We start from the raw sequence: 18486 nt of genomic DNA, 5'->3' as shown, positions 1-18486 counted from the left end.
GAAAATCATTAAATCCTTTGGCATGGATTGCTATGTGGCTTGTGCGGATTGCCTTATCCCGACCTTATACTTTCGTCGTCTTGGCATTAATGTTATTGATTATTGGGCCATTGGCCATATTACGCACCCCAACCGATATTTTTCCAGATATTGATATCCCGGTGGTCAGTGTGGTATGGGGTTTCAGTGGTATGCCACCCCAACAGATGTCTGATTTAATCACCAGCATTTTTGAACGGGCAGCAACAACAACGGTTAATGACATCGAACATATAGAATCCGAATCGTTGCTTGGCGTCAGTGTGACAAAACTTTTTTTCCATAATGACGTCGATATTGCTGTTGCCTTAAGTCAGGTAACAGCGATTGCACAAACCTTGTTAAAGCAATTACCACCTGGCCAAACACCCCCTCTGGTATTAAGTTACAATGCTGCAACAGTCCCTGTACTGCAATTAATTTTAACTAGCCAAACTTTACCCGAGCAAGATTTATACGATTTAGGTAATAATTTTATTCGAACGCAGCTTGCCACAGTACAGGGCGCCGCATTGCCTTTCCCTTATGGTGGGAAAATACGTCAGGTACAAGTCGATCTTCAGCCGGAAAAAATGCAAACCTATGGTGTTTCGGCACAAGATATTAGTGCAGTGATTAATACACAGAATTTAATTTTACCTGCTGGCACAGAGAAGATTGGCCTGTATGAATATTTAGTCAAACTTAATGCCAGTCCTTTAACAGCGGATGAGTTTAATAATTTTCCCGTGAAAGCATTACCGCATGGTGGCGTGCTTTATATTCGCGATGTTGCTCATGTTCGTGATGGTTTCCCCCCGCAAACCAATATTATTACTGTTAATGGAAAACGGGCCGTGATGATGTCCGTGCAAAAAACAGGGAATGCATCGACCCTTAACATTGTAAGCCGAGTGAAAGCCCTGTTACCTGTCGTAAAAGATATGATGCCTGCAGCCTTGAATTTGTCTACTTTTGGTGATCAATCAATCTTTGTTCTTGCTGCCATCGATGGGGTTATTAGGGAGGGGCTTATTGCAGCCTGTTTAACAGGCTTGATGATTTTAATTGTTCTTGGTAGTTGGCGAAGTACTTTTATTATCGCACTTTCTATTCCTCTGTCTATCTTGGCTTCGCTAACGATCTTGTCTGCCTTGGGGGAGACAATTAATATTATGACCCTGGGTGGTTTAGCACTTGCAGTGGGAATCTTAGTCGATGATGCGACTGTAGCCATTGAAAATATCAATTGGAATTTAGAACAAGGTAAAGAGGTGGAACAGGCCATTCTGGATGGTGCGGAACAAATCGCTATTCCGGCACTGGTTTCAACACTTTGTATTTGTATTGTTTTCGTGCCTATGTTTTATCTGGGTGGAGTAGCACAGTATCTATTTGCTCCTTTAGCAGAAGCTGTTATTTTCGCCATGTTAGCGTCTTATATTTTGTCACGTACTCTTGTTGCGACGATGGCCAAATATTTGTTAAAAAAACATGAGCCTATCCATGATCCAGATAGTCTTAGCCGTTTTCAGCGTTTTCACGCTGGATTTGAAAGATGGTTTGAACGTTTTCGCCAACGTTATCTTACGCTGTTAACAAAAGCATTAGACAACAGAAAGGTTTTTATTCTCAGTTTCCTGGGGTTTATTTTAGTATCAATAGCTCTTTTAGCGCCCTGGCTGGGTTCTAATTTTTTCCCCAGCGTGGATGCTGGACAAATTAAATTACATTTTCAGGCGCCTACCGGGACAAGGGTGGAGGAAAGTGCTCGCTTGGCAGGAGAAATTGGTCATGTTGTTCGCGAACTTGTTCCCGAAGAAGAATTGCTTAGTATCGTTGCCAACATTGGTTTACCTGTCAGTGGTATCAATTTATCCTACAGTAACTCAGCGACCAATGGGGCTAGTGATGCTGATATTTTGATTGCGCTGCAGGAGAATCATAAACCAACAGACGATTATATTCGTGATTTAAGGCCGTTGCTCCAGAAAAAATTTCCAGGAGTCACGTTTTCCTTTTTGCCAGCGGATATTGTCAACCAAACGCTTAACTTTGGCTTACCTTCAGCGATTGATATTCAAGTCATTGGTTTAAAACAGGAGGAAAATATTCGTTACGCCTCTAAAGTATTAGAGCGTTTGAAACATGTCCCTGGCGTAGTAGATGCCCATCTGAGGCAAGCCTTTAACTACCCTGGTTTTCTAGTCGAGTCAAATCGCAGTCGTGCACGTGAGTTGGGGTATAGTCAATTCGATATTGCCAATAATTTGTTGATTACTCTTTCAGGAAGTTTTCAAACCTCACCGACCTTTTGGGTTAACCCAAAGAATCATGTTTCTTATCCCGTGGCCACTCAAACACCACAGTATTATATGAATTCATTACAGGCTTTGGGTAATATTACTGTTGCCAATGCTGCAAAAGATACAGATCCACAGATTCTGGGTGCGATGATGCATGCAAAACGCACTATGGAACCCGTTGTTGTTTCTCACTACAACGTTCAGCCTGTGATTGATATTTTTGCTTCTATACAAGATACCGATCTGGGTTCTGTTTCAAAGGCTATCAATAAAATTGTCAAAGATACCAAAAAGGATGTGCCAAAGGGGTCTTCTGTCGTTGTGCGGGGGCAGATACAAACCAAGGATGAAGCGTTTACGGGCCTCTATCTGGGACTTATTTTTTCTATTCTTCTCGTTTATTTACTTATCGTGATTAATTTCCAATCATGGCTAGATCCGTTCATTATTATTACCGCTTTACCAGCTGCACTTGCCGGTATTGTGTGGATGTTATTCCTTACTCATACTACGCTTAGTGTTCCCGCTTTAACGGGGGCTATCATGTGTATGGGGGTAGCCACTGCAAACGGTATTTTAGTGATTAGTTTTGCGCGGGATCATATGAAGGAAGGCCATGATCCATTTACCTCTGCTCTTGAAGCGGGAAAATCCCGCATACGACCGGTATTAATGACTGCTTCGGCGATGATTATTGGTATGTTTCCTATGGCACTTGGCATGGGGGATGGCGGTGAGCAAAATGCCCCGTTAGGACGTGCTGTTATTGGCGGCTTGTCATTTGCAACAATTGCCACCTTATTTTTTGTTCCTACGATTTTTTGCCTGATTCATAGCCGCAAGCATAAAAAAGAGCAAGGGGAAAAGCATGTCTGACGAAAGCCAATTGCCGATGGCGTCTCACACGTCGCGTCGGGTTATTATTATTGTTTGTCTTATTTTATTGCTTGCCTTTGTTATTATTTTTTTTCGTGTGCAGGCCAAGATGACGTTGCGTGTAGAAACCAATGCGAATGCAGTACCGATTGTGGCGACTCTTACTACTAAGCCAGGTCCTTTGACTGAGGAAATTATTTTACCAGGTAAGGTTGAAGCCTGGCATGAAGCAACAATTTACGCGCGTACAAATGGTTATATTAAAGACTGGTATGTTGACATTGGTAGTAAAGTTAAAGAGGGTGATTTACTTGCTATCATTGAAGCACCGGAAGTCAATGCCCAGTTACACCAAGCTGAAGCTGATTTACACACCGCGATTGCCAATAAAGATTTGGCTGATATTACAGCAAAACGCTGGCTCCATTTATTAAAATCAGATTCTGTCTCCAAACAGGAAACTGATGAGAAAGTTAGCAATCTAAAAGCGACGACAGCAATTATGAAATCCGCGCAAGCCAACCGCGATAGATTGCGTGATCTAGTTAGTTATGAGCGAGTCATTGCACCTTTTGATGGTACGATTAGTTTCCGCAATATTGATATTGGTTCACTCATTAATGCAGGTAGTGGTACTAATGTTTTTTCTTTATTTCATATTGTGCAATCGAATCCTATACGTGTATATGTGCAAATACCACAAACCTATGTGAATAATGTTAAACCGAACATGGAAGTAAGTTTATATTTCACTGAACATCCCGGGAAAAAATTTCCAGCCAAACTGTACAAAACAGCGGATGCGATTAATGTTGATTCCCTGACTTTGCTTGCTCAATTCTGGGCGGATAATCCCAAGGATGAATTACTGCCTGGCGGATATACGGAAGTCCATTTCAATATGCCCCTTTCGTCAAAACTGATTCGGTTACCAGTGAATACACTTATCTTTCGTGCCCAAGGCTTACAAGTGGCTGTAGTTAATAAGAATAATAAAGTGGATTTACGCCCAATCACTGTAAGTCGTGATTTTGGTACGGAAGTCGAGGTTAATACCGGTCTTCAAGTTGGAGAGCTAGTTATTTTAAATCCACCAGATGCTCTTATAGCCGGGCAAGAGGTGAAAATAGCATCCAAAGACAATGAAACACCACAAGAGCCAGCCCCAAAATGAAAAGACTAATGACTCTGATTTTATTTTCGTTATTATTGGCTGCTTGCTCGTTTGCACCCCGATATCAGCGCCCCCCGATGCCTATTCCTGTTGAATACAAAGAAACAAAGGAGTGGAAAAAGGCTAAGGGATATACTCCTACTGCTAAAGGTACGCGTTGGTGGTTTATGTTTAATGATCCAGTGTTAAATGAACTCGAAGAAAAAGTGACTTGTACGAACCAAAATTTGAAAGTTGCCTTTTCCCGTTTTCAAAACGCGCGTGCCGCAGCACAGGTTGCACGTTCTGCTTATTATCCTACCTTGCTTGGGGTAGGAAATGCGGACAGGCAACAAAAATCGAGGAATATTGCTAACCCAAGTACAAATAATTCCTTTAGTGATTTTTTAGCGGGTGTGGATGTCTCTTATGAGATCGATTTGTGGGGGCGGGTGCGGAATTCAGTGGCTGCTAGTGAGAGTCAGTTACGAGCCAGCACCGCTGATCTTGCCGCTACCTCTCTTAGCATGCATGCAGAATTGGCTATGGATTATTTTGCTTTGCGGGGGGATGAAGCTAGCCAACGGGTATTAGATGCGACAGTAGCGGCTTATGAAAAAGGTTTATACATAACTCGTAAACGTTATGATGGAGGGGCTGCACCGATAGCCGATGTTGATCAAGCCATTACGCAACTGGAAAATGCCAGAACTGCAGCAACGGAAATGCGATTGCGGCGTGCTCAACTTGAACATGCCATTGCAGTATTAGTGGGTGAAATACCAGCTAATTTTAAAATGCCCCCTGCAAAAACACGAATGAGTCTGGTTTCTATTGCGCCTGAATTACCTTCTTCACTTTTAGAACGCAGGCCCGATATTGCTGCTGCAGAACAACGCGTGCAAGCGGCAAATTTTGAGATAGGTGTTGCTTGTGCAGCTTTTTACCCGCAAATTAATTTTAGTTCAATAGCTGGTGTTGAAAGTCAAACCCTGGCAAACCTATTTGATCAGCCCAGTCTATTTTGGTCGCTTGGACCCATTAGTGGATTAGCTTTAGTAAAGCCTTTGGCAAACTTGGTATTATTTGATGGTGGCAAATTGCGTGGTTTATTGAACTCTGCAAAAGCGAGTTATCACGAAACAGTCGCTTCTTACCGGCAAACTGTGCTTACTGCTTTCCAGGAGGTAGAAGATAATTTAGTTGCCATACGCCGTCTTGATCAAGAAAACCGAAGTCAAACCGCCGCCACGGCTGCAGCAAAACGTGCCTTGGTCCAAGCAATCGATCGATATAAAGGTGGACTCACTAATTATCTGGATGTCGTTGTCAATGAAAACACCGCCTTACAAGCAGAACTGAATTCGGTGGATATTCGTACTCGCCGCCAGGTAGCCAGTGTATTACTTATTAAAGCTTTGGGAGGTGGATGGTCTTGCCAAACGGACTGTACCTGAATTAGATCTACCCTGTATTCTTTCAATTAATTCTATACTAGAAATTAATTAATAAAATTCTTTAATGGCGTTTTTATTAAAGAAAAATAACTTTCAGGGATCAAGGTATGCCTGCTCATAAAAAAGACTTCGCTCTCTTTGATGCAATGTCGCATGTTCTTTCGTTATTAGAAAATCCGGTACTTCTTTGTGATGTACAAGCCTCAATCCTTTATGCCAATCCTTCTTATTACAGATTGGTAAATATGGATTCAACCGGGTTGAAATTTTGGCATGTTTTTCCAAAGATTAATCAGGTTCCAGATTACTTTAAAGCGGCAGTTAAGTCTCATAAAGAAATAAAAGAAGCCATTAATTTAAACAAGAAAACGTTTATCGTTAGAGTTGTACCCGTCACTAAAATTATTGCACAAAAAACGATCTATATGATTTACTTTGAGGAGATAACTACCTTTTTAAGATTGGAAGAGCAAATTGAGCTTGATAAAGAAACTTTAGCAAATTCATTCTTTAATGCGATTAGAGCACTTGCAGAGGTAGTTGAGACACGTGATCTTTATACAGCAGGGCATCAGAAGCGAACCGCCTCGATTGCCTTGCATATTGCCAAAAAAGCGGATCTTTCAGAAATTAATCTTTTGGCTACCTTGTATTTAGGGGCTCTTATCCATGATGTAGGAAAAATTTATGTGCCTATGGACTATTTAGTAACTCCGCGCCAACTAGAAACTTATGAATATGAAGTTTTAAAGCAGCATGTGAATAAAGGCAGTGAGATTGTAAATAAGATTGTCTGTCCTTGGGACATTGAGGTGATTGTATCCCAACATCATGAGCGGTTGGATGGCTCTGGCTATCCTAAGGGATTAAAGAAAGAAGAGATTAATGAGTTAGCCAAATAGTTGCGATAGCCGACGTTTGGGACGCCATGGTCATAAATAGACCTTATCGAGCTGCTCGTACAATTAAAGAAGCAATTAGTTATTTAAATTCAACAGCAGGCATTTTATTTGATAAAAACTACGTCGAATGCTTGTTGAGTTTGATTCAAGAGGGAGTAACTATTTATTCTCAAGAGGTTTTTTCTTTTTTGGAGTTAAAAACGTTTCTTACCGAATAGGCCCTTGTAATAATTTACCAGTTTTGGAAGTGATAGGTAATAAACGGTACTCACCTGGTTGCAAATTGCCTAATGACCAATCAGCAATGCGATGTCGGACTAATCTTAATGTTGGAAAACCAATCGCTGCTGTCATTCGACGGATTTGATGATTTTTACCTTCCCGCAACACGATCTCTAACCAACTGGTTGGTATGGTTTTACGAAAACGCACAGGTGGATTCCTTGGCCATAGTGGAGGCTCATCAATTAATGTTACTTTAGCTGGCAAAAACCGTGTTTCTCTGATTACTAAGCCTTGCCTAATGGGGAAGAGGTCTTGTTCTTGTGGTATCCCCTCTACCTGAACCCAATAATATTTCTCTTTGTTGGCGTCAGGATGACTGAGCCGATGTTGCAATTTACCCTGATGAGTAAGAAGCAAAAGTCCTTCGCTATTTTTATCCAAACGCCCTGCTGCATAAAAATTCGGTTTATTAATATAGTGAGCCAGCGTTTGTTCATGTATGTCGCCGGTGAATTGGCTTAGAACCCCAAAAGGTTTATTGAATAGTAAAATTTCACTCATGTTGCTTGCAATAGAAAAGTAATTCTTACGTAGCCTATAATGCTGAATCATACCATAATACACTTTGTAGGTTTTATGCCTGCATGTTGGTAATCATTAAATTTTTTTAATGATAAAATCTTGACTTATATATATTCAAAAAGGATACTCGAAGCATTGCATGCTTCGCTTACTGGCTGATAGAGAGCATGCCTTGGTAACTCCCAAACAGACTTATCAATGAATGAATACCCAATAATTTTAAGTGGAGACAAAGGATGTTTAGTTTGAAAAAAACAGCTCTAAGTATACTTGCTTTAGGAAGTAGTGCAGTATTTGCTGGTACTATGGGACCTGTTTGTATCCCAGGTAATGTTACTGTTCCTTGTGAGAGAACTGCATGGGATATTGGTATCAGCGCCCTTTATTTGCAACCAGTCTATGATGCTGATTTTGGTTACTATGGCTCAAACACTACTGGTTCTAATACAACTTTTACTGATTTCGACCCGGATTGGGATTGGGGCTTCAAACTAGAAGGATCCTACCATTTCAATACAGGCAATGACATCAATGTAAACTGGTACCACTTCGACAACGATAATAATTTCACACCAGGGGCTTCATTCGCAAGCGGTAATTATTTGTCTATTAACAGTAAGTGGGATGCTGTTAATGGTGAGTTAGGCCAATTTGTTGATTTCAGTGCAAATAAGAAAATACGGTTTCATGGCGGCGTACAATATGCGCGAATTCAAACTCGTGCACACGTTTATAACAGCAGCGTATTTATTTCGCAATCGTCCGCTACATTTAATGGATTTGGCCCCCGTACTGGCCTGGATCTGAACTACGTTTTTGGAAATGGTCTGGGAGTTTACGCGAAGGCTGCAACAGCGATATTAGTTGGAACTAGCAAATTCAACTGTGGCATATGTTTAACCGAAGGTTCAAAGACTGCCATGGTTCCAGAACTGGAAGCCAAAGTAGGGGCTGATTACACTTATACTATGGCCCAAGGCGATTTAATTTTGGATGCAGGTTATATGTGGTTTAATTATTTCAATGCGCAAAATAACATTGGGGCTGTATTCAGAGGTATTGAAAGTGATTTTTCAGCGTCAGGTCCTTATATTGGCCTAAAATACATAGCCAATGTCTAACTCATTGAGTTATCGGTCGCTGGGTCTTCAGCTTAGCGACCGAGCCAATTGCTGTTGATCATAAGTGGTTATACCCAGTGCAATGAGATGGATTACCAAATTTCAAATCCTTTTCAACATTCTTGCTATCTCCCAACGCTTGCCTGAGCATTGAGTTGAGGTAATCACTAGTAAACACCCTTAGGCCCATTCAGGGCCTCTTCAAGGCAGACTTAATTCAGAAAGGGTAGTGTATATCGGCCACTAAGTGTCCTTATATTCAATTGTGAAGCCATACCTGTTTTTAGTTTAAAGAGGAGATTAAATGCATTTGGGACAAAGAGTTTGAGCGTGCTATGATTAATGTCTTTAACCCAGACGGAGTTATCAATGACCTACGAAAAAATCCATGTTCCAGCTCAGGGACAAGCTATTACTGTTGCTGCTGATTTATCCTTGAAAGTGCCTCAATTTCCTATTATTCCGTTTATTGAGGGAGATGGTATTGGCGTGGACGTGACTCCAGCGATGATACGGGTCGTTGATGCTGCAGTGGCAAAAGCGTATGGTGATAAAAAGAAAATTGCCTGGATGGAAGTTTATGCCGGTGAGAAGGCAACAAAAGTCTATGGTGGAGATCAATGGCTACCCAAAGAAACGCTGGATGCCATAAGAAAATTCGTTGTTTCTATTAAAGGTCCTTTGACTACGCCAGTCGGTGGTGGAATTCGCTCATTGAATGTTGCCATTCGCCAGGAACTTGATCTCTATACTTGTTTACGTCCAGTCCGTTATTTTAATGGTACACCAAGCCCAGTCAGAGAGCCTTGGAAAACCAACATGGTTATTTTCCGCGAGAATGCAGAAGATATTTATGCGGGTATAGAATGGCAAGCCAACTCAGCTGAAGCGAAAAAAGTTATTCATTTTCTGCAAAAAGAAATGGGCGTGAAGAAAATTCGTTTTCCCGAGAATTGCGGTATAGGAATTAAGCCAGTTTCTCAGGAAGGTACGGCGCGTTTGGTCAAAGCTGCTATTCAATATGCGATTGATAATCAGCGTGATTCTGTCACCTTGGTTCACAAAGGTAATATCATGAAATTTACCGAGGGGGCATTCAAGGATTGGGGTTATCAAGTTGCCCGCGAGAGTTTCGGAGCAAAAGAATATCAGGGTGGGCCCTGGATGGAATTAACCAATCCTAAAACAGGTAAACCCATCATAATTAAAGACGTCATTGCGGATGCTTTTTTGCAACAAATTTTGTTAAGACCAGAAGATTATAGCGTTATTGCTACCCTGAACTTAAACGGTGATTATATTTCTGATGCGCTTGCAGCACAGGTTGGTGGTATTGGAATTGCGCCTGGAGCTAATATTGGTGATGAGGTGGCTGTCTTTGAAGCAACTCACGGAACAGCGCCTAAATATGCAGGGCAAGATAAAGTAAACCCCGGTTCATTGATTTTATCGGCTGAAATGATGCTTCGCCATTTAGGTTGGGTTGAAGCGGCTGATCTAATTATCAAAGGAATGGAAGGGGCAATTGAAGCAAAAACGGTTACTTATGATTTTGAGCGCTTAATGCAAGGCGCTACCTGTGTAAGTTGCTCCGGATTTGCTGAAGCGATGATTAACCATATGTAAATAAAGTAATATTCTAAATTGGATAGTTATAAATCAAATTTATAACGAATAAAACGACGCCCCTGAAAAGGGGCGTTTTACGTCCAAAAAAGGACTTTTGGATACAAATAAATTTAGGGTATATTGGCAGCATTAAGAGCTCAACTGCCATTTTAAAGATTAACAGTGAGAGTATTTTTTATACTATTCATAATAACCAGTATGAATGCTATCTAATCAAGATGTTGTTGATTGTCGCAAGGTTTAATTTTTTCAATAATTAAATCATCTTTTTACTGGCCAAAAGTGCATTGTAAGTCTATAAAATTAATAAAGGGTGTATGTCATGAGCGGATGGTCTTTAGAGGAAATAATTGAGCGCAAAAAGGCGGAGTCAGAAGCCTTACCGGCGGTCAGACAGCCGAAGAAGTATAGGGTTATACTGCTTAACGATGATTACACGCCGATGGAGTTCGTTGTAGATGTATTGAAGCGGTTCTTTCACTTAAATGAGGAATTGGCGACACAGGTGATGTTACAGGTTCATATTTTAGGAAAGGGAGTTTGTGGTGTTTTTACCAGGGATATAGCAGAAACCAAGGTCGCTCTAGTAAACGACCATGCTAGAAGCAACCAGCATCCCTTGTTATGTACCATGGAACCCGAAAACTGGTAGTGGCTGGAGAGAGGAGCAATAAAATGTTAAACAAAGAACTTGAATTCACCTTAAATCTAGCCTTTAAGGAAGCCAAAGAGAAACGTCACGAGTTCATGACGGTAGAGCATTTGTTGCTCTCATTGCTTGATAATCCAGCAGCTGGTAATGTGTTACAGGCTTGTGATGCCAACATTGATTCGTTACGACGTGATTTGCTTGAGTTCATTGACGAAACCACCCCTAGGATTCCAGAGGATGAGCTAGATCGAGAAACTCAACCTACACTCGGTTTTCAGCGGGTGCTACAACGGGCAGTGTTTCATGTTCAGTCTGCAGGTAAAACCGAAGTGACTGGAGCTAATGTCCTTGCAGCCATATTTAGTGAGCAGGAAAGCCAGGCTGTTTATTTTTTGCGCCGTGAAAATATAACGCGTTTAGACGTCATTAATTATATCTCCCATGGTGTTTCTAAATATCATAACAATGATATGAATGACAGTATGAATTCCCCGATGGATGATGAAGGATTAGGCGGAGAAGGTAGTGAGTCCCCGCTTGAAAGTTATTGCATGAATCTCAATAAGCGCGCCAGAATGGGTAAAATCGACCCCCTTATTGGGCGCCACGAAGAAATTCAACGCACTATCCAGGTTTTATGCCGTCGCCGTAAAAACAATCCCTTACTGGTGGGTGAAGCAGGCGTGGGTAAAACAGCTATAGCGGAAGGGCTGGCGCGGCGTATCGTTGATGGTGAAGTCCCAGAGGCAATTAGTAACTGTGTTGTGTACTCACTGGATTTAGGAGCCTTATTGGCTGGTACCAAATATCGTGGTGATTTTGAAAAACGTTTAAAAGCTGTTTTAAAACAATTAAGTCAGCAGGATGGGGCCGTATTATTTATTGATGAAATCCATACCATTATTGGTGCAGGTGCGGCATCTGGAGGGGTAATGGATGCTTCTAACCTTATTAAACCTTTACTGGCTAATGGCGAATTGAAATGTATTGGTTCAACGACCTATCAGGAATATCGTGGGATTTTTGAAAAAGACAGAGCGCTTGCCAGACGTTTTCAGAAGATTGATATTACAGAACCAAGTATTGATGAAACCTTTGAAATTCTGAAGGGATTAAAAGGACGCCTTGAAGATCATCACGGCGTTAAGTTTTCTATTCCCGCACTGAAGGCTGCTGCTGAATTATCAGCGAAGTACATTAATGATCGTTTCTTGCCTGATAAAGCGATCGATGTGGTTGATGAGGCAGGTGCATATCAAAATCTGTTAACGGCGACAAAACGCAAAAAAATAATCTCTGTGACAGAAATTGAAAGTGTAGTAGCCAAAATTGCTCGCATACCGGTTAAGAAAGTTTCTGCTCGAGACAAAGATACGTTACGTAATTTGGAACGGGATTTAAAACTGTTAGTTTATGGCCAAGATAATGCAATAACCGCACTTGCTTCTGCAATTAAACTGGCTCGCTCCGGTCTGCGTGAACCGCAAAAACCAGTCGGTTGCTTCCTCTTTGCCGGACCAACAGGCGTCGGTAAAACAGAAGTCACTAAGCAGTTAGCCAATGTTTTGGGTATTGAGCTGTTGCGTTTCGACATGTCTGAATACATGGAAAAACACACGGTTTCACGCCTGATTGGCGCTCCTCCAGGCTATGTCGGTTATGATCAAGGCGGGTTATTGACGGAAGCTGTGACTAAGAACCCTCATGCAGTGTTATTGCTTGATGAAATTGAAAAAGCACATCCCGATGTCTTTAACTTGTTGCTGCAGATTATGGACCATGGCACTTTGACAGATACGAATGGGCGGCAAGCCGATTTTCGTCATGTGATACTCGTGATGACTTCTAACGCCGGGGCCTATGAAATCAGTAGAAATGCCATTGGTTTTTCTTTGCAGGATAACAGCAATGATGGATTAGAGGTTATTAAACGGCAATTTAGTCCTGAATTTAGAAACCGATTAGACGCTATCATTAATTTTGCGCCGCTTGATCAGATGACGATTGGTTTAGTTGTCGATAAATTTATCATGGAGCTTGATGAGCAATTAAGCAATAAAGGCGTAACCTTTAAGGTTGATAAATCAGCTCGAGATTGGCTGATTGAACATGGCTACGATAAAACTATGGGGGCGCGACCAATGGCGCGTTTAATCCAGGAAAATGTGAAGAAACCACTTGCTGACGAATTACTGTTTGGTAAGTTGGCGAATGGTGGTCATGTCACCTTGCAGGTAAAAGATGGCAAGCTTCATTTTGATAGCCATGATCACCGTGAAGGTGTCTGTTGATCCTGCCTGTTCTCACTATTCAAGGCACTCATGCTTTCAGCATGCAGTGCCTTTGTTTTTAGTGGGCGCAGCGAACTTAAGGATTGTAATTTTTGGAGAATGAGATTTTATAGTCGTATTACCGAAAGTTAACAAGTGGTTACCATTTTTCAGATCCTTACTAATTGGGCGATAATATTATCCAATTGATTGAAAATACCTGACTTTGAAGAGGTCATCGGTTTTTGCAAGGTCAATTTGGTTTGGACTTGCTGGTGAAAGCAGAAAAAAATAAGGCTGGCCAATTTGCAAATAGACGGGGTTATTTTATAAAGCATCAATTGTTTGATGAGCAAGTGACGATAGAACTACACTTATTTTTCCAACAGATATATAAAAGTCCTTATCATGATGGGTGATCTGAATCAACGTAATATTGTATATTCCTGTAATGAAAGGGAAACGAGGCAAATTTGTACTGGTTGATGGTTTTAGTGACAGGATTTTTTCCCTATATTAGTCCCTTTCCTTTTTTAAATTCTTATTTTAAAAGAAAAAGAATCAAGAGATTTTTGCAAAAGCCACCTAAGGATTTGTAAAATAATCTCTATTTAAATGGGCAAACTATTCTCCATTAAGAGAATGCGAGACGGCCTGAACAATGGTGACATTTAATAGTAATAGGGCGTTATTTTTACTTGAGATTTCTAATACGCATTGGCCATTAAGCCTGTTTCCTGTTGCAAATTACTTACATTTATGCCGTTATCCAGTTAAAATATTGCCATTATCGAGTTCTGGCTAGTTAATCATACATGCTCAGTGTCATTATCATCGCTAAAAATGAAGAAGCAAACATTAGACGTTGTTTGGAATCCGTGCAATGGGCTGATGAAATTGTCGTTCTTGATTCGGGTAGTAGCGATAATACAGTTGCCATTGCCGAAGAATATACTAAAAAAGTGTATTGCACCGATTGGCAAGGTTATGGCGTACAAAAACAGCGGGCACTTGCTTATGCCACGGGTGATTGGGTATTAAATCTTGATGCCGATGAATGGGTGGACGCAGGACTTAAAGAAACAATCATTGACGCCATTAACAGCGATGCAGCAGATGCTTATCGCATACCCATCTGTATGAGCTTCTATGGGAAACCCTTGCGTTTTTCCTCCAGTCCTAAACGACATGTGCGTCTTTTTAAGCGAGTTGGCGCTCGTTATAGTGAGGATATTGTGCATGAAAAAGTACTGCTTCCTGCAACAGCAAGAATCAGTCGAATAAAGCAGGGAATTATGCACAACTCTTTTCAGGATGTTAGTCATGCCCTCTACAAAATCAATCGTTATTCGTCTTATAGCGCCAAAATAAAGATCGAAGCAAAGAAATCGCCGAGTTTTGGCAAAACGTTATTAGGAACAGGATGGATGTTTTTCCGTTGTTATTTTTTACAACGGGGTTTTTTAGATGGCAAAGCCGGATTTTTATTTGCTGTTTTTAATGCGCAGGGGACTTTCTATCGTGGTATTAAACAGCTTTACCGTGATGCTCAGTTCGAAAAATTACCCAAGACAATAAGAGATAATTAATCGTATGGAAACAACACTCAGTTTTTCACAAAAATTTTCTTTGCATCGTGCTGTTCCCTTCTTGCTGGTCACAACACTCTTTCTTTTACCGATGAGTTCCAGTGGAAAGAGTATTGGTATGGCTTTGTCGGTAGTGGCCATTCTACTATCGCCTTCTTATCGCTCAGAGTTGGCTGGTCTTTTTGCAAAACCCTGGTGCAAGGCTGCCTTAATTTTATTCGGAATCGCTCTACTGGCTTGCTTCTGGAGCCCGGCCAATTTTTCAGAAAGATTTTTTGTCGTAGAAAAATACAGCAAATTGCTTTACTTGCCATTGTTAGTGGTTGGCTTTCGTGATGCTAAAACGAGAAAAACTGGTTTGCATGCATTCCTATGCGCTATTTTTATTACCTGTGCGCTTTCTATCTTGAAGTTTCATGGTTTTTTGCAATCGCTTGCTATTGATCCTGATAATGTGTTTCGCAACCATATTATTACTGGTTTTATGGTTGCTTTTGCGACGTATCTCTCGCTGCTGCTAGCCTACCGTCATCAAGGTTTAAGGGGGCGTATTGCCTACGTTTTACTGGCAGGGATCTACAGCTATCAAGAGCTTTTTATCAATATTGGTCGTACAGGCTACGTCGTTTATCTATTGATGATGGGTATTTTAGTTTTACAACTCTGCTCTTGGCGTCAGGCTATAGCAGGTATTCTGTTGATCAGCTCGGCATTTACATTAGCTTACTTTAAATACCCTTTAATCAACGAGCATGTTAATTCGATTGCCAAAGAATTAAATCGCTACCAAAACAATGATAAAAACTCCGCAGTGGGTTATCGGTTACAGTTTCATGATTTTGCGCACAAGCTATTTAATCAACATCCAGTATTTGGTAATGGTACCGGGAGCTTTACTTATTATTTTAGAACTGAGAAACCAGTACCAGCCTGGGGGCCTAAATTGTTAGAGCCTCATAATCAATATTGGTTGGTTGCTGCGGAATTTGGGATCGTGGGTTTTGCTGCTTTATTGTTCCTGTTTGTTAGTTTAATTCGAGCCAGTTGGCAGCTTAATACAACAAGAGCTATTGCTTTTGCCATGCTGATACCTTTTTTGCTCGGTAATCTCTCCGATTCTTTATTGTTTTATTCAGGATCAGGCTATTTCTTTCTCTTATTCATGGCCTTGTGTCTTGGTGAACGGGTTAGGCCTGAGAAAGAGCTTGGTAATACGCTCTGACAGGCTGGTTCCAAATGTTGATTTCAGGGCGAGAAGAGGATTTCTCTAGATTGCAGCTAAATTCTTTTCAATGCCATAGTGTTTTGGTAAGTATTTTACGATAACAACTAAGGAAACCAGTGCGCAAAAGACCACGTAATAGGCAATCATCATTGTATTAAAGCGATTAATAAGCCAGGTATTAATGGCCGGGGAAAAGCCGCCTACTAAAGCCATGGAGATATTGTAGGCCATGGAAATTCCCGTATAACGTCCTTTACCCGAAAACATTTCTGCCATTACTACCGGTGTGACAGCCTGTTCGGCGCTATAAAAAATAACTAAAGGTAGCAACACCCACCAAGCGGAAATCGTTTGTAAAACCCAAAAACTTGGAATAGCGCAAATTAAATAGCCAAGTGTTGAAAAAACTAAAATATTCTTTCGACCAACTTTGTCAGAAATATGAGCGAACACCGGCACAAATAATAAAGAAAGAACAATAAACAAGGTCTGCATTTGATAAGCTTGATTAAGCGGGACTTGCAAAAACTCATGTAAATAGGTAGAGAGATAGCCCATGAGAGTATAACTGCCGCAGGCACTAATAAATAATAATAAAATAATGTGAAACATAGAGCGATATTGTTTAGTAAGTACATATTTAACAGGCAAATATTTTTCACGAATGTTTTGCTGTAACTGTAGAAAAGTCTCTGATTCCGACAGGTCCCGTCTTAACCACAATCCTAAAATTCCCATTACTCCGCCAGAAATAAACAGAACACGCCAGCCATAACTTGCTAGGGCGTCGTTACCAATAAAGGCAGTGAGAGTAGTACAGGCTAGAATAGCGGCCAATACGCCAATATTGGAACCATTATTAGTCATACTGCTAACCAAGGCACGATGTTTACCTTGTGCTGACTCCGAAAGATAAATCATTGAGCCGGCAAATTCTCCACCGATACAAAATCCTTGTAGTAAACGGCAAATAATTAATAAGAGGGGAGCCAATAATCCTGCTTGTTTATAAGTTGGGAGAAAACCGGTCAAGATGGAAGCAATGGACATGAGTAAAATAGTAAACTTAAGGGTTTTAGCACGCCCATAGCGATCGCCTAAATGCCCTAAAACAATAGAGCCCAGGGGACGCACAATAAATCCTGCAGCAAAGACCAGCATCGTGGCCAGTAAACTCGTGGCAGGATTATTATCAGGGAAGAACAAGCTTGCAATAACAGGCGACAAATAAGCAAACAAACTAAATTCATACCATTCCAGGGCATTCCCAATAATGCAGGCAAGGATACTCCGATATTTTTTCATGAATTATGACGTCCTTTATTGAAATGGCTACCTGCTTGCTTTATGGACCGTATCAGTATCGTAGCCGAGTGAAACAGATGAAACCGGGTGCTGTAAAAAGAAGAATCATAGCATAACTCTTAGTCATGAAAGTCAACTTTACTGGGCAACAAGGATGATGTCTATATTTAGAACAAGAAGCTACAGAATTTCACCGAACCTACGGTAATTGGGTATTTAGCACGCCTGAATAATGGCATAAAATTAGCTTGTAAAATGGTGTTTTATCCTTATAAAGGTAAATTTTACATTAATGAGATGTAAGTTCTTCACTTAAGGTAAATTTTTGTTAGACTAGATAGGGAAATATTCCTAACGATCAACAACGGAGAATGATTATGAAACGTTTAGCCCTTCTGGCAGTTACTGCATGTTTAGCAGTTTTACTGTCTGCTTGCGGTGATAAAGCAGAGAAAAAAGCAGAAGACAATGCTGCAACTACTGTAGAGCAAACTCAGCCAGCCGGTACAACGGATACAACTACACCTAGCGATGCTAACAAGCCTGCTGAACAGCAAAATCAATAATAGCTTCTATATAGAATTTAAAACCCCGCTGTGACTTGTGGGGTTTTTTTTTAAAGAAAATCGAGATCCCAAATGGATAGCTTAGAGCATCTACTGATTAATTTGACCGATATATTACGGGAAAGGAGTTTACGAATTGCCACGGCTGAATCCTGTACCGGTGGTTTACTTGCCGGTTTACTTACGGAGTTGCCGGGAAGCTCGGTTTGGTTTGATCGAGGGTTTGTTACTTATAGCAATCAGGCCAAACAGGATATGTTAGGTGTTAAAGAATCCTTAATCCAGTTCAATGGCGCTGTGAGTCTGCCTGTTGCTGAAGCGATGGCCTGGGGGGCTTTATCACGTAGTCGTGCCGATATCACCTTATCAGTAACTGGCGTTGCTGGCCCTGACGGGGGTAGTCCGGAAAAACCGGTAGGAACGGTGTGTTTTGCCTGGGCTATGACAAATTTTCCGGTACAAAGTAGACGTTACTATTTTCAAAATGCATCTCGGCAACAAATACGCCATCTTGCCTGTCAACGCGCATTACAAGGTGCAATTTCTTTGTTAAATCAAACAACAAAATAACTTCTCACCCCTCATGATAAGATCTGCCTTAGACCCTTAA

15 protein-coding genes are annotated in these 18486 nt (G+C 41.0%); 13 read left to right on the top strand and 2 right to left on the bottom strand.

What is annotated here, in order from left to right:
- Nucleotides 1–32 precede the first annotated feature (32 nt).
- The 5 genes from ACN4Z1_RS06935 to ACN4Z1_RS06915 all read left to right on the top strand — a co-directional run bounded on the left by ACN4Z1_RS06935 (nucleotide 33) and on the right by ACN4Z1_RS06915 (nucleotide 6930).
- Nucleotides 33–3200: an efflux RND transporter permease subunit gene (locus ACN4Z1_RS06935; protein WP_228364815.1), complete on the top strand. Its 3168-nt coding sequence runs from the start codon at nucleotides 33–35 to the stop codon at nucleotides 3198–3200.
- Complete coding sequence (locus ACN4Z1_RS06930) at nucleotides 3193–4374, top strand: efflux RND transporter periplasmic adaptor subunit (RefSeq protein WP_228364816.1); 1182 nt, start codon at nucleotides 3193–3195, stop codon at nucleotides 4372–4374. Before ACN4Z1_RS06935 ends, ACN4Z1_RS06930 begins: the two co-directional genes overlap by 8 nt.
- A gap of 8 nt (nucleotides 4375–4382) precedes the next feature.
- Nucleotides 4383–5810, top strand: a complete 1428-nt coding sequence (locus tag ACN4Z1_RS06925) for an efflux transporter outer membrane subunit (protein ID WP_419388189.1) — start codon at nucleotides 4383–4385, stop codon at nucleotides 5808–5810.
- A 107-nt stretch (nucleotides 5811–5917) separates the two neighbouring features.
- Nucleotides 5918–6712, top strand: a complete 795-nt coding sequence (locus ACN4Z1_RS06920; protein WP_228364818.1) for an HD domain-containing phosphohydrolase — start codon at nucleotides 5918–5920, stop codon at nucleotides 6710–6712.
- 26 nt (nucleotides 6713–6738) lie between these two features.
- Nucleotides 6739–6930 (top strand): hypothetical protein, encoded by a 192-nt coding sequence (locus ACN4Z1_RS06915; RefSeq protein ID WP_228364819.1) that lies wholly within the window; start codon nucleotides 6739–6741, stop codon nucleotides 6928–6930.
- Here ACN4Z1_RS06915 and ACN4Z1_RS06910 read toward each other — a convergent pair.
- Nucleotides 6920–7498, bottom strand: coding sequence for a pseudouridine synthase (locus tag ACN4Z1_RS06910; protein ID WP_228364820.1), 579 nt, complete (start codon nucleotides 7496–7498; stop codon nucleotides 6920–6922). The two genes, ACN4Z1_RS06915 and ACN4Z1_RS06910, sit on opposite strands and share 11 nt — an antisense overlap.
- A 257-nt stretch (nucleotides 7499–7755) precedes the next feature.
- Between ACN4Z1_RS06910 and ACN4Z1_RS06905 the strand changes: the two genes are divergently transcribed.
- From ACN4Z1_RS06905 to ACN4Z1_RS06880, 6 genes are all read left to right on the top strand, one after another.
- Entirely contained in the window at nucleotides 7756–8640 is an 885-nt protein-coding gene (locus ACN4Z1_RS06905) for an Lpg1974 family pore-forming outer membrane protein (RefSeq protein WP_228364821.1), read from the top strand.
- A gap of 369 nt (nucleotides 8641–9009) precedes the next feature.
- Complete coding sequence (gene icd, locus ACN4Z1_RS06900; RefSeq protein WP_115221719.1) at nucleotides 9010–10266, top strand: NADP-dependent isocitrate dehydrogenase; 1257 nt, start codon at nucleotides 9010–9012, stop codon at nucleotides 10264–10266.
- Nucleotides 10267–10591: 325 nt separating this feature from the next.
- The gene (clpS, locus tag ACN4Z1_RS06895; protein WP_019216488.1) at nucleotides 10592–10921 is read left to right on the top strand and encodes an ATP-dependent Clp protease adapter ClpS; all 330 of its coding nucleotides are present in this window, start codon (nucleotides 10592–10594) and stop codon (nucleotides 10919–10921) included.
- A gap of 23 nt (nucleotides 10922–10944) precedes the next feature.
- On the top strand, nucleotides 10945–13212 hold the full coding sequence (gene clpA / locus ACN4Z1_RS06890) for an ATP-dependent Clp protease ATP-binding subunit ClpA (RefSeq protein WP_228364823.1): 2268 nt from the start codon (nucleotides 10945–10947) through the stop codon (nucleotides 13210–13212).
- Between the two features lie 794 nt (nucleotides 13213–14006).
- Nucleotides 14007–14780: a glycosyltransferase family 2 protein gene (locus tag ACN4Z1_RS06885; protein WP_228364825.1), complete on the top strand. Its 774-nt coding sequence runs from the start codon at nucleotides 14007–14009 to the stop codon at nucleotides 14778–14780.
- A 4-nt stretch (nucleotides 14781–14784) separates the two neighbouring features.
- Nucleotides 14785–16002 carry an O-antigen ligase family protein gene (locus ACN4Z1_RS06880; protein ID WP_228364826.1) on the top strand — a complete coding sequence of 406 codons (1218 nt, stop codon included), beginning with the start codon at nucleotides 14785–14787 and terminating at the stop codon, nucleotides 16000–16002.
- A 45-nt stretch (nucleotides 16003–16047) separates the two neighbouring features.
- Here ACN4Z1_RS06880 and ACN4Z1_RS06875 read toward each other — a convergent pair whose 3' ends face one another.
- The gene (locus ACN4Z1_RS06875) at nucleotides 16048–17310 is read right to left on the bottom strand and encodes an MFS transporter (RefSeq protein WP_228364827.1); all 1263 of its coding nucleotides are present in this window, start codon (nucleotides 17308–17310) and stop codon (nucleotides 16048–16050) included.
- Between the two features lie 377 nt (nucleotides 17311–17687).
- On the opposite strand from ACN4Z1_RS06875, the gene ACN4Z1_RS06870 reads away from it, so the two are divergent.
- Both ACN4Z1_RS06870 and ACN4Z1_RS06865 read left to right on the top strand, forming a co-directional pair.
- Nucleotides 17688–17876 (top strand): hypothetical protein, encoded by a 189-nt coding sequence (locus ACN4Z1_RS06870; protein WP_115221714.1) that lies wholly within the window; start codon nucleotides 17688–17690, stop codon nucleotides 17874–17876.
- A 72-nt stretch (nucleotides 17877–17948) separates the two neighbouring features.
- Nucleotides 17949–18446 carry a CinA family protein gene (locus tag ACN4Z1_RS06865; RefSeq protein ID WP_228364828.1) on the top strand — a complete coding sequence of 166 codons (498 nt, stop codon included), beginning with the start codon at nucleotides 17949–17951 and terminating at the stop codon, nucleotides 18444–18446.
- Nucleotides 18447–18486 lie beyond the last annotated feature (40 nt).

Origin of the sequence: Legionella sp. ST3F1 (genome assembly GCF_048553315.1) — a bacterium.
Lineage (GTDB): Bacteria > Pseudomonadota > Gammaproteobacteria > Legionellales > Legionellaceae > Tatlockia > Tatlockia donaldsonii.
This window is presented reverse-complemented; position numbering and strand designations above follow the sequence as displayed.

Coding starts and splice junctions, on each gene's coding strand:
- ACN4Z1_RS06910 (WP_228364820.1), bottom strand. CDS start 7,498: ATGAGTGAAATTTTACTATTCAATAAACCTTTTGGGGTTCTAAGCCAA.
- ACN4Z1_RS06905 (WP_228364821.1), top strand. CDS start 7,756: ATGTTTAGTTTGAAAAAAACAGCTCTAAGTATACTTGCTTTAGGAAGT.
- ACN4Z1_RS06870 (WP_115221714.1), top strand. CDS start 17,688: ATGAAACGTTTAGCCCTTCTGGCAGTTACTGCATGTTTAGCAGTTTTA.
- ACN4Z1_RS06915 (WP_228364819.1), top strand. CDS start 6,739: ATGGTCATAAATAGACCTTATCGAGCTGCTCGTACAATTAAAGAAGCA.
- ACN4Z1_RS06875 (WP_228364827.1), bottom strand. CDS start 17,310: ATGAAAAAATATCGGAGTATCCTTGCCTGCATTATTGGGAATGCCCTG.
- clpS (WP_019216488.1), top strand. CDS start 10,592: ATGAGCGGATGGTCTTTAGAGGAAATAATTGAGCGCAAAAAGGCGGAG.
- ACN4Z1_RS06930 (WP_228364816.1), top strand. CDS start 3,193: ATGTCTGACGAAAGCCAATTGCCGATGGCGTCTCACACGTCGCGTCGG.
- clpA (WP_228364823.1), top strand. CDS start 10,945: ATGTTAAACAAAGAACTTGAATTCACCTTAAATCTAGCCTTTAAGGAA.
- ACN4Z1_RS06880 (WP_228364826.1), top strand. CDS start 14,785: ATGGAAACAACACTCAGTTTTTCACAAAAATTTTCTTTGCATCGTGCT.
- ACN4Z1_RS06885 (WP_228364825.1), top strand. CDS start 14,007: ATGCTCAGTGTCATTATCATCGCTAAAAATGAAGAAGCAAACATTAGA.
- ACN4Z1_RS06865 (WP_228364828.1), top strand. CDS start 17,949: ATGGATAGCTTAGAGCATCTACTGATTAATTTGACCGATATATTACGG.
- ACN4Z1_RS06925 (WP_419388189.1), top strand. CDS start 4,383: ATGACTCTGATTTTATTTTCGTTATTATTGGCTGCTTGCTCGTTTGCA.
- ACN4Z1_RS06935 (WP_228364815.1), top strand. CDS start 33: ATGTGGCTTGTGCGGATTGCCTTATCCCGACCTTATACTTTCGTCGTC.
- icd (WP_115221719.1), top strand. CDS start 9,010: ATGACCTACGAAAAAATCCATGTTCCAGCTCAGGGACAAGCTATTACT.
- ACN4Z1_RS06920 (WP_228364818.1), top strand. CDS start 5,918: ATGCCTGCTCATAAAAAAGACTTCGCTCTCTTTGATGCAATGTCGCAT.